Below are 11,828 nucleotides of genomic sequence, written 5' to 3' on the forward strand. Positions count from 1 at the left end.
TTTCGACATATCTAATCGACTACTCCAGCACATCAGATCGCGCCTGAATAAACGCACCAACCGCTTCACGAATATCTTGGTGCGAATGCGCTGCCGAGAGCTGGACACGAATACGTGCCTTACCCAACGGCACCACTGGGTAAGAGAAGGCAGTAACATAAACCCCTAGCTCATTTAGGCGCGCCGCAATGTCGCTTGCTAGCCGGGCACCATCCTCACCTGGGAACATCACCGCAATAATCGCATGCGAGCCCGGCAACAATTCAAAACCAGCCTCACTCATCAACGAACGGAACAACTGCGCATTATCGGCAACCTTTTCCCGCAAGTCATCACCTGCACGGGCAATATCTAGCGCCTTCAACGAACCCGCAACGAGCGAAGGAGCAACCGCATTAGAGAACAGATACGGGCGAGCACGCTGCTTTAACAAAGCAATAAGTTCGCTAGGTCCAGCAATGTAACCACCAGAAGCACCGCCAAGAGCCTTACCCAAAGTACCGCTCAAGATATCTACCCGATCTGCAACACCAAACTGCGACGGAGTACCCGAACCATGCTCACCAACAATACCCGTCGCATGCGAATCGTCAACCATCACCATAGCGTCAAATTCTTCAGCCAGATCGCAAATTTCTGGCAACTTAGCATAATAGCCGTCCATGGAAAACACACCGTCGGTGACAATTAAAATACGCCCCACACCTTGAGCGCGTGCCGCTACAAGCTGCTGGCGCAACTGATCCATATCGGAATTCTTATACCGGAAGCGTTGCGCCTTACTCAAGCGAACGCCGTCGATAATCGAAGCATGGTTGAGCTCATCGGAGATAACGGCGTCGTCTTTACTTAACAAAACCTCGAAAATGCCACCGTTGGCATCGAAAGCAGACGGGAACAAAATCGCATCTTCCATCCCCACATAGTCCGCAATTTTCCGCTCCAACTGGCGGTGAATATCTTGGGTTCCACAAATAAAACGCACCGAAGCCGTGCCATAGCCATAGTTATCCAACCCAGCATGCGCCGCGGCGATAATCTCCGGATTGTTTGCCAAACCCAAATAGTTATTGGCACAAAAATTCAGTAGCTCCCCGTCAGCAGTGCGAATATGAGCCGACTGTGGAGACAGGATCTCCCGCTCATTCTTAAACAGTCCACCAGCTCGAATCTCATCAAGCGTATTGGCCAATTCTTCTCGAATACTAAACATTAGTCATTCCATTCCAAAATAATCTTGCCCGCATGTCCACTACGTGCCGTTTCAAACGCTTCTTCCCAATTCTCGGGCGCAAACCGATGCGTAATCACCTTGCGAATTTGCTCACGCAACCGCTGCGAACCAGTCATCAGATAGGTCGCACGGAACCACGTATCATACATAGCTCGCCCATAAACACCCTTAATCGTCAGCATGTGTGAAATGAGCGAATTCCAATCAATAGCATACTGCCGAGCCGGAAGCCCCAGCAAAGCAATCTTCGCACCGTGCGCACACAAATCAATCATTTGCGCCATCGCAACCGGTGCACCCGAAATCTCCAAACCGACGTCGAAACCTTCAGTCATCCCCAACGACCCGAAGTAATTACGGATATCTTCGTATGCCGTATTAACTCCCACAATGCCGTCGATAGCTTTGGCGAGATCCAGACGTTCATCGTTAATATCAGTCAACACAACATTACGTGCCCCAGCATGACGCGCAATCGCCGCACACATGATGCCGATCGGACCCGCGCCAGTTACTAAAACATCCTCAGCCGTCAACGGGAACTGAAATGCAGTGTGAACTGCATTACCAAAAGGATCAAATAGAGCGCCAAGTTCTGGATCGATCTCATCGGGCTGAATCCACACATTGGTTACCGGAACTACCACGTAATCAGCAAAAGCACCATCACGATCCACCCCGATAGAAACCGTATTAGGACACATGTGGCGGTTACCCGAGCGGCAATTGCGACAATTGCCACACACTACGTGACCCTCTACTGAAACACGCTGGCCGACATGGAACTGACCTTGCCCCTCACCTTCAACCACATCAGGACCAAGTTCAACAATTTCACCATAAAACTCATGTCCGATAGTTTGCCCTGCCTGCACATGCGCAGCCGCAAAATCGTCCCACGACAAGATATGGAGATCAGTTCCGCACAGTCCTGCCCGCATGACTTTGATTTTTACTTCGCCATAGCCAGGTATCGGCTCAGGAACTTCACGTAACTCTAGGCCAGGGCCTTGGAGAGGTTTAACAAGCGCTCGCATAGATCATCCTTGGAAGGGAGTAGAGAAAATCTTTCACTACATACGATAACCCTTTGTGTTGTCTAACGTAACCCTGGGATCTAGAATCACTTAAGTGAACCGTCTGAGAAAGATGCGACCCACCTATATTTTAATATCGGCGTTCATTGTGACGCTGATAGTGGGGACATTCCTATTGATGCTCCCGGTCTCCGTAACCGGGCGGCCTCCTTGGCCATATCCACTCGAAACACCTCCTTTCGAGTATGGTCCACAGTTTGACGGCGGCGCCCCGTTTTCCGTCGCTTTTTTCACCGCAACCTCCGCGACAGCAGTGACCGGACTCGCCGTAGTTGATACGGCAACCTATTTTTCTCCTTTCGGCCAAACAATCATCGCAGTTCTGATCCAACTCGGCGGTATCGGCACAATGACAATCGTTACCCTGGTCGCAATGGTTTTGGCGCGACGCTCCGACATGCGCACCCGCGTCGTTGCATCAGCCTCAGTTAGCGGAGTCGGCCTGGGAAATGTACGTCGGGTAGTGAGCGGCGTCGTGATCTTGACGGTAACCGTAGAAACTATCCTCGCCTTCACTTTGCTCTTGCGATACATCTTCCTAGGTGACTCTTTCAAAACCGCACTCGGTAAAGCGTCATTCCACGCCATATCGGCATTTAACAATGCCGGATTTGCCTTGTCCACTAATTCACTGATGGACTTCGCTACCGATCCATGGATCATCTTGCCCATCTCAATCGGGATCATCATCGGCGGCTTGGGCTTCCCTGCTCTCCTCGCCTTTTACCGATGTGGCGCACACTGGTGGCGCTGGCCCATGACAACGCGCCTAGTTTTCGTTGGCACTATCAGTTTGCTCCTATCTGGCTGGCTCTTCTTCGCCGTCGCCGAATGGAATAACCCGAATACTTTGGGCACTGCGAAGGATTCGGCAGGCAAGATTCTGATGGCATTTTTTGCCTCCATCACTCCGCGCACCGCCGGATTCAACTCCATCGACGTCGGTTCCATGACAGATATTTCACGTGTTATGACCGACATGCTCATGTTTATCGGTGGTGGTCCGGGTGGCACCGCCGGCGGAGTTAAAATAACGACGGCGTTCGTCATCGGTTTCGTGGTGTGGTCAGAGATGCGCGGTGGGCGCGCTGTAAACATTTTAGGGCTACGTCTACCACGCTCTGCTCAACGCCAAGCACTCACCGTAATGTCACTATCGTCGATAGCAGTAATGGCCGGAACCATGTTGATCATGGTGCAAACTACAGCCAATCTCGATCAAGCACTATTTGAATCAGTCTCGGCATTCGCAACTGTTGGCCTATCAACTGGAATTACACCAACATTGCCTGAATCCAGCCAGATAGTGTTGATAGTATTAATGATTATTGGCCGGTTAGGACCTTTGACAATTGCCACGGCGTTAGCGTTACGGACAACCCCGCTGACCTACGAGCTTCCTAAAGATCGGCCATTAATCGGCTAGGAAAGGAGATATGGTATGCGTTTGCGCCATTCTGCTCATAAACACGACGTTGCTGTATTCGGTTTGGGTCGCTTTGGATCATCCTTGGCACTGGAATTGGTCTATGCCGGATACAGCGTCCTGGGTATCGACAAATCGCCCGCGGTTGTCCAGAGCCTAGCAAGCAAGCTCCCTCATGTTCTTGCTACTGATCCAACAAATGAAGAAACGCTCTACGAGTTAGGCATCCAAGACTTTTCTCGGGTTGTGGTGGCCATTGGCAATGATCTTGCATCCTCGATTTTGGTAACGTCAGCTTTACTGAAAATGAACGGACCTGAAGTGTGGGCAAAGGCCTCTACACCGCAACAAGGTCAGATTCTCGAACAAATGGGAGTTAAACACATCTTCTACCCAGAATCTGATATGGGACGGCGAGCTGCACATATCGTCGCCCAGTCCTTCAACGACTACGTTGAGCTCGGTTACGGCTATGCGCTGGTTTCTACCACAGTTAACGACGATATGACCGGCAAACCGTTGGCAGAGCTCGGATTGCGCCGTTCCAAGGGTATTTCAATCATCGCAGTCAAAGGACCTACCGACGACTGGATCAATGCCTACGCCGAAACCATTCTCGAACCCGGTGATGAAATTTTGGCAGTTGGTCCGAGCAAAACAATCGCCTCAATAGTTTCGGAATAGAGCTCTAAGATACGTTTCGTTCAGTGCGCTGATCCGGCAGTTTCTTTCGTCCAGATCGTATCGGGAATATTGCCTGGCAGATAGCGGTTATCGTCTGCCACAAACGCACCTTCGCCCTTCGTCGATTCAAAATCACGAAGCACTCCAAACGCCCACGATCCCAAGAGAATAATGGCAACAAGATTGATTGTTGCCATGAAGAACATGGACGTATCAGCAATTGTCCACACTAGACCCAGCTTGGCTACTGCACCCACGAACGTTGCAATGACAACGACAATACGCAAAACGATGTTTCCTAGCTTCTTCGTTGGGAATAGGTAGTCCATGTTCACTTCTGCATAGGCGTAGTTTCCAATAAGGGTAGAGAAGCAGAAGACCATAACTAAAATAATCATCACTGGCTGAACCCACGGACCAAGTGCAGCTGCGGCAGCATTCGTCGTTAGGGTTGCTCCTTCGACTTCTTGGCCCGGGGTGTAGATACCTGAGATAAGAATAATGAATGCTGTTGCCGAACAAATAAGCATAGTGTCAACAAAGACGCCCATGGCTTGGATGAGGCCTTGGCGAGCGGGGTGAATTGTGGTGGCGGTCGATGCTGCGTTTGGTGCCGAACCCATACCCGCTTCGTTGGAATACAAACCACGCTTGACGCCATTCATTATCGCCGCAGTAAAACCGCCTGCAGTTCCAGCGAATGCCTCATTGAGTCCAAAAGCTGACTCAAAAATCTCGGTGAAGACTGGGATGATATGTTCAAGATTCATCAAGATAACGATGATGGCGATACCGATATATACCAACGCCATCGCTGGTGCCAGAATTTCTGTCACGCGGGCAACGGATTTTAGTCCACCAAGAATAACTGCACCGGTTAGTGCAGTAACGACTAGGCCAGTTGCCCACGTTGGCCAACCATAGGCCTCATATAGTGAATTGGACATAGTGTTGGACTGGACGAGTTCGAAAGCAATACCGTAAGTGAAAAGAAGAGAGACAGCAAAAACTGCACCCCAACGCCAAGATTTGAGACCTTTCCATATATAGTAGGCCGGACCGCCACGGTAAGTTCCATCGTGCCAGGGAACTTTAAATAACTGGGCTAAAGCAGCTTCGATGAACGCAGTTGCCATACCGAGTAACGCAACAACCCACATCCAAAATACGGCGCCAGCGCCACCAAGAGTAATCGCCACGGCCACTCCGGCAATGTTTCCGGTTCCTACTCGTGCTGCCAGACCGATGGCGAATGCTTGGAAAGAAGAAATCTGACCACGCTGAGCTTCTCGGCTGTGGCCAATAACCTTGATCATCTTGCCAAATAGCCGGAATTGAAGCCCCGCAGAACGAACCGTGAAATAGATTCCGGCTCCGATCAACAATGGGATTAAAATCCATGTGTAAATGACGTCGTTAAAACCCGACAGAGCCGATTTCAGACTATCTACAAAATTCTGCATGGGATATTCTCCTTTTCTGGCAAGCACATCACTGCCGAAGTCACATCCTAGCGTAATTTACTAAAAACTTAACATCTAATCCATAATGTGAGAAGGCATGCTTATGTTAGAAAACCGCAGGGTGTGGACTATCACCCGCACCGAAGGTAGTGCGCTACATGCAAATACCGTAGCGATCTGTTCGAGCGAATCGGCTCTAGCTAATGATTCACCAGTGAAGGATATCTGTAGTTATCACCGCGAACAAGGATGTGAATAAAGACTGGATCAAAATAAAAAGAGCCCCCTGTCAGACTCGAACTGACGACCTACGCTTTACAAGAGCGTCGCTCTACCAACTGAGCTAAGGAGGCGGGCACATCCGAATCTTTTATCGAACGGGCGTGCTTAACTATAATGACAGAGAAAACCCGGTAATGCCAATCGCATTACCGGGTAATCTTCGACACGTTTAGTGTAGTGCAATCACTATTACTGCTTTCCTGCAGCCTTCTTCAAGATTTCTGGCACAACCTCATCGGGGTTACCCTTGGTCCAAGAATCGTCTGCTTGACCATCGACGGTCAGGGTAGGTGTACCAGTGAAACCGTTGTCTCGGAAAGTGCCAACGGTCTTGGCAACGACATCTTGCCACTTCGAATCAAGGATTGAAGCCGGCAGATCATTGACCACATCATCTGCAACACCAACGCTCTTGGCGATGTCAGCGATATCGGCGGCCGTCGGGACTGCTGGCACGGTTTGATCGTGGATCTTCTTTCCGTGTTCCATCATTGCGGTATTGAAGTCCCAGACCTTTTCTGGAGCATACTGCGCAAGATAGTAGAACGCTGTGGCACCCTTGGTTGAAAAATCAGTGCCGAGCGTATTGACCAAATGCAACGATACTTGAATATCGCCGTTTGTAGCGTGGTCCTTCATTAACGGAACATACTTAGCGTCAAAAACTTCACATGCTGGGCACATAAAATCAGACCACAGCCCAACAACTGACTTGCCGGATTCTTCGGAGGTTGCAACCTGGTTTTCATCAAACAACACTCCACCGTCTGCTGCAACGTTATCGGTTAGAACTTCGCGAGATGAGCCCGTGTAAGACCCGAGCTGTTTAGCATCTCCGCGATCAGAAGAAATAATCTGCCACACAGCAAACACGACAAGAAGGAGAGCAACTGCACCCACGGCGATCATAATTACTTTCCGGCGTTGAGCTTGCTTAGCTTCAAGCTCTTTGAGCATCCGAGCTTTCTCGCGCGCAGCTTGGCGTCGTTCTTCTTTCGTCATCCGCTCTTGGGAAAGACCAGGAGTGTTCTTGGAAGCCATTATCGTCCTTTACGTTAATGAGTTAAATCTGTTTCGATCTTAGTGCGTTTCACTGAAAAACATATCACTGACAACTATATTTATGCTGAAAGAATACTATAAAAATAGTGCTGATTGATGCCAATATAGCCACTTTGCCCAACCACAAGTGCGGCCAGAAGAATCGCTAGTGCCACAACAATCCAAAAAACGTAGTAGCTCGGCGAGGGCGCTAACTCCCGCACGGTAAGTCGCCACCCGTTACGGGCGTGGATCGCCCAATCTGGCGTCCATAAAATCAACAAGGAAATGAAGGCCACAACCGCTAAAATCACGCGAATATCAAGATCTAGCCAGCTACCAAGACCGTAAGTAGCCAACCATGCTCCGGCTCCACCCACGATCACCGCTAGTGTGCCACCGACGACGAGGAGCACCCCAGCATGAAGAACCATCAACGGAAATCGCATAATCAGCGCGAAGCTCGCCTGTTTGCCACGTTGTTTGCGTATCGTGTAGCGCTGATGCAAGAGCCCGATAACGCAAAAAATTAAGAACGCGCCTCCAGCTATGCTTGCTGTGATCACAATATCCCAGCTAGCAGTAACTGATAAACCAAGCAATGCCAGTAACGCCAAGAGTCGGGCTCGCCCCATCGGGCGCGAACTGAGCTCGCCTGATTCTTCGGACTGCTCACCATAGGCACCAAGCCCCGACCCCGCCTCCTGATCACCGCTATACTCACGGTCATCAATATCAAAGGCAGTCCGATAACCCTCACTATCACCATCTTGATTGGCGATGATTGCCGAGTCTATGAACGGCCCAGACGCAGGAGCTATGAGTGTTGGCACAGTTTGGTCCATCGTAATGACCTGAGTGCGCTCATCGCGATGCCCGCCTTCGTCGTCGCTAGCAAACTCGTCGTCGTCACTGGCAAAATCGTCGTCGTCACTGGCAAACTCGTCGTCGTCGCTGGCAAACTCGCCTTCAGATCCTGCCTGCAGATCATTATCAAGATCTGCTAACGCCTCTACCATCTGATCAAACGGTAGTCGCAAAGTTACATCCGCGAGGAGACTAGCTTTCAAAATCTTAGCAACACGCCAATCCATTCCAGTCATATCGGGCTGGCCCTCTAAAACTTGGCGCATGATCGCTGCCGGAGTGCCGTGAAATAATGGGTGCCCACACGCCGCAAAACCAACAACTGCAGCTAAGGCCCACCAATCGGCGTCTTGATCAGGATCACTGCCAGTAATAATACGAGGATCAACATAACCAGGCGTATGAGCAACCGAACCGACTTGGGTAAGACGCGTGGCACCCACTGCCTGCGAAATACCAAAATCAATCAACACCACCCCGGACTCGCCGATCATGACGTTGGACGGTTTTAAGTCACGATGCAACACCCCAACGGCGTGAACTGCACGCAATGCTTGGGCTAATTCGGTAGCCAAATCAACTAAATCTTGGCCGCGAAATACGCCATTTTCATTCACATCAGCTTCAAGCGTTGGCCCGTCAACAAGTTCGGTGACGATAAAAACGTCGTCGTCTAGTTCGACGTCGAGAATCTGAGCAACGTGGGAACTAGAAACTCGTTGCAGCATCGACACCTCGCGAATGAAACGCTCCCGCATCGCAACGTCACCCACTAAACCTGGGCTCATTTGCTTTAACGCCACCCGCTCACCTGCCGGGCTCAACGCCTCGAACACTGTGGACATGCCGCCCGAGCCTATCTGTTTAATCAACGTATAGCCCGATAATTGTGCACGTTCGCGCATTCCACCTCCTGAGTTTTCCTACGATCTCCTGCATTTTCCAACGATCCCTAACCGCTTCAGCAATACAACTAGTCTACGACTGGAATGAGGTAACCGTACTCATAGAAAAATTTTCTCTAATGTGGGACAATAAGTTCAGCTTTGCACCGATGCAAAGTCTGTGTCAGAGTCGACACTCAGGCACCTTTCACAACGGATCGTCCGGCACGTACCTGCCGGTGAAGGGATTTAGTAATGGCTACCGTTACTTTCCAAAACGCAACACGCGTATATCCAGGCGCAGATAAGCCTGCAGTAGATAAGCTCAACCTTGACATCGCCGACGGCGAATTCCTCGTTCTCGTTGGACCATCGGGTTGTGGAAAATCCACCTCGCTGCGTATGCTTGCCGGCCTCGAAGATGTCAATGCTGGTCGTATTCTTATCGGCGATCGTGACGTAACTGACGTATCACCAAAAGATCGCGATATCGCTATGGTGTTCCAGAACTACGCACTCTACCCACACATGACCGTGGCCGATAACATGGGATTCGCACTCAAGATCGCCGGCGTTGACAAAGCAGAAATTCGTAAGCGCGTTGAAGAAGCAGCTAAGATTCTCGATTTGACTGAATATCTTGAGCGCAAGCCAAAGGCACTCTCTGGTGGTCAGCGTCAGCGCGTGGCTATGGGCCGTGCAATCGTGCGTAAACCACAAGTGTTCTTGATGGACGAACCATTGTCTAACCTAGATGCTAAGCTCCGCGTTCAAACCCGCACCCAGATCGCTTCCTTGCAGCGTGAGCTCGGTGTTACCACCGTTTACGTCACCCACGATCAGACCGAAGCACTGACCATGGGTGATCGCATCGCCGTCCTCAAAGATGGACTGCTCCAGCAGGTAGCATCTCCTGCAGAGATGTTTGCTCGCCCAGCTAACGCCTTCGTTGCCGGATTCATCGGTTCACCAGCGATGAACCTTGGAAATTGGCGAGTCGAAGGAACACAAGCAGTCTTCGGTGATGCTCGCCTAGAATTGCCGCACAATGTTCTCGAGGCGATCAAGAGCGAGACAAAGAACGAATTGACCATCGGAATGCGTCCCGAAGCATTCGAAGTTATCGGTCAAGCTGAACAACACTCTATTCCGCTGAAGGTAACCTTCGTCGAAGGCCTCGGATCAGACGCATACGTTTACGGCACAATCGTAGGCCAAACTGAAGAAACCCAGCGGTTTGGATCTGGCGATAGCTCCGAGACCATGGTGGTACGTATTCCGCCAGAGAATGTACCTGCTGCTAACGACGTCGTCTACTTACGTCCACGCGCAGACCGAGTTCACTACTTCTCAGCAGTGACCGGCAACCGTATTGGTGACTAAAACCCACTAATCGAGGGTATGGTTGGAAATAACGAGATTTTTCAACCATACCCTCGTTTTTTATTGACCCAGGTATTATGAACTTATTGCCCTAGGTATTATGAACTATTGCTAGATACGTTCACACAAACTTGTCAGGATCTACGCTTATGCCGAAAACTCTTCAAATCACATCCGCCACCGTCAGCCCTGCGCTGCTAGATTTACCGTGGAATATCGCGTTAGAAGAGTGGCCAGATGAGATCGTGACAAAGTTACCTCGCGGTATTTCTCGGCATATCGTGCGCTTCGTTCGCCTAGAAAACCAAATCATCGCCGTCAAAGAAATCGGGGAAAGCGTTGCTTATCGCGAATATGAAATGTTGCGCAACCTCGAACGTCTCGATGCGCCATGCGTTGAACCATTCGCTGTGGTTTCCGGGCGCACCTCAGATGACGGTGAGCCACTCAACGCCGTACTCGTCACCAAACACCTACCATTTTCACTCCCCTACCGAGCCTTGTTTGGGCAACAAACTATGCGAGCTGAAACGGTAGACCGGCTCATCGATGCTTTAACCGTCCTCATGGTTCGTCTCCACCTACTCGGATTTTTCTGGGGCGACGTCTCACTATCCAACACGTTGTTTTTGCGCTCGGCAGGCGAATTTGCCGCCTACCTCGTGGACGCAGAAACCGGCGAAATTGAAGACAACCTATCCCAGCGCAAACGGTTTTACGATATCGACGTTGCTCGCACGAACATCATCGGCGAATTGATGGATCTGCAAGCTGGCGGCGTCCTCGGCGAAGACTTTAACGCAATCGCCGTCGGCGATCGTTTTGAGCGACGCTACCGCGAACTATGGACTGAACTGACCAGTGCCGAATCATTCTCACTCAACGAACGCTGGCGGGTAGATGCGCGCATCCGCCGTCTCAATGAGCTTGGCTTCGAGGTTGGCGAACTCGAAATGAAGACCGATATCGACGGCACTCACCTATCTATCCAACCGAAAGTGGTTGATGCTGGGCATTATTCACGTAAAATTATGCGGTTAACCGGCATGGACGTCGAAGAAGCCCAAGCGCGTCGAATGATGAATGATATTGACGGCTATCGGGCTATGAACAGGCAATGGAATGTGCCAGATTCTATTGTGGCCCATGAGTGGATGGCGAACGTCTATGAACCGGCGGTCAATGCGATCCCACATAATTTGCGCGGCAAGCTCCAGCCGGCTCAGTTATTCCATGAAATTCTCGAACATCGCTGGTATATCGCGGAACATGCCGGGCATGATATTCCGTTGTTGGACGCAGTGCGTTCCTACGTCCATAATGTTCTACCCTCACACCGTGAGGAAGTGGCGATTCTTGAGCGCGATAACCCGCATGAGCCTGATGATTACTACATGTAACAATCGTCTTCTGTAGTTTTTCTGCGATCTTCAGACTTTCAACTGGTCTTTCAACTGGTCTTTCAAC

Annotated in this window: 10 protein-coding genes and 1 tRNA gene; 5 read left to right on the forward strand and 6 right to left on the reverse strand. The window is 50.5% G+C overall.

The window, feature by feature from the left end:
* Positions 1-19: 19 nt before the first annotated feature.
* A complete protein-coding gene (locus NG665_RS07765) occupies positions 20-1,213 on the reverse strand; it encodes a glycine C-acetyltransferase (protein ID WP_252673139.1) in 1,194 nt (397 codons plus the stop codon).
* Positions 1,213-2,271 carry an L-threonine 3-dehydrogenase gene (tdh, locus tag NG665_RS07770; protein WP_252673140.1) on the reverse strand — a complete coding sequence of 353 codons (1,059 nt, stop codon included), beginning with the start codon at positions 2,269-2,271 and terminating at the stop codon, positions 1,213-1,215. The genes NG665_RS07765 and tdh overlap by 1 nt, the downstream gene beginning before the upstream one ends.
* A 94-nt stretch (positions 2,272-2,365) precedes the next feature.
* On the opposite strand from tdh, the gene NG665_RS07775 reads away from it, so the two are divergent.
* Together NG665_RS07775 and NG665_RS07780 are read left to right on the forward strand one after the other, a co-directional pair.
* Positions 2,366-3,757: a TrkH family potassium uptake protein gene (locus NG665_RS07775; protein WP_252673141.1), complete on the forward strand. Its 1,392-nt coding sequence runs from the start codon at positions 2,366-2,368 to the stop codon at positions 3,755-3,757.
* Positions 3,758-3,772: 15 nt separating this feature from the next.
* Positions 3,773-4,441 carry a potassium channel family protein gene (locus NG665_RS07780; RefSeq protein WP_252673142.1) on the forward strand — a complete coding sequence of 223 codons (669 nt, stop codon included), beginning with the start codon at positions 3,773-3,775 and terminating at the stop codon, positions 4,439-4,441.
* Positions 4,442-4,461: 20 nt separating this feature from the next.
* On the opposite strand, the gene NG665_RS07785 is transcribed toward NG665_RS07780, so the two are convergent.
* Entirely contained in the window at positions 4,462-5,904 is a 1,443-nt protein-coding gene (locus NG665_RS07785) for an alanine/glycine:cation symporter family protein (RefSeq protein ID WP_252673143.1), read from the reverse strand.
* A gap of 97 nt (positions 5,905-6,001) precedes the next feature.
* Here NG665_RS07785 and NG665_RS07790 point away from each other — a divergent pair, with 97 nt between their 5' ends.
* Positions 6,002-6,163, forward strand: coding sequence for a hypothetical protein (locus tag NG665_RS07790; RefSeq protein ID WP_252673144.1), 162 nt, complete (start codon positions 6,002-6,004; stop codon positions 6,161-6,163).
* Positions 6,164-6,184: 21 nt separating this feature from the next.
* Here the strand turns inward: NG665_RS07790 and NG665_RS07795 are convergent.
* The 3 genes from NG665_RS07795 to NG665_RS07805 all read right to left on the reverse strand — a co-directional run bounded on the left by NG665_RS07795 (position 6,185) and on the right by NG665_RS07805 (position 8,999).
* Positions 6,185-6,257, reverse strand: a tRNA-Thr gene (locus NG665_RS07795).
* A gap of 118 nt (positions 6,258-6,375) precedes the next feature.
* The gene (locus tag NG665_RS07800; protein ID WP_252673145.1) at positions 6,376-7,227 is read right to left on the reverse strand and encodes a thioredoxin domain-containing protein; all 852 of its coding nucleotides are present in this window, start codon (positions 7,225-7,227) and stop codon (positions 6,376-6,378) included.
* A gap of 80 nt (positions 7,228-7,307) precedes the next feature.
* Positions 7,308-8,999: a serine/threonine-protein kinase gene (locus tag NG665_RS07805; protein WP_252673146.1), complete on the reverse strand. Its 1,692-nt coding sequence runs from the start codon at positions 8,997-8,999 to the stop codon at positions 7,308-7,310.
* 234 nt (positions 9,000-9,233) lie between these two features.
* Here NG665_RS07805 and NG665_RS07810 point away from each other — a divergent pair, with 234 nt between their 5' ends.
* On the forward strand, positions 9,234-10,361 hold the full coding sequence (locus NG665_RS07810) for an ABC transporter ATP-binding protein (protein WP_252673147.1): 1,128 nt from the start codon (positions 9,234-9,236) through the stop codon (positions 10,359-10,361).
* Between the two features lie 149 nt (positions 10,362-10,510).
* Complete coding sequence (locus tag NG665_RS07815; protein WP_252673148.1) at positions 10,511-11,761, forward strand: DUF4032 domain-containing protein; 1,251 nt, start codon at positions 10,511-10,513, stop codon at positions 11,759-11,761.
* Positions 11,762-11,828: the final 67 nt, after the last annotated feature.

The sequence above is a fragment of the Arcanobacterium pinnipediorum genome (assembly GCF_023973165.1).
GTDB lineage: Bacteria > Actinomycetota > Actinomycetes > Actinomycetales > Actinomycetaceae > Arcanobacterium > Arcanobacterium pinnipediorum.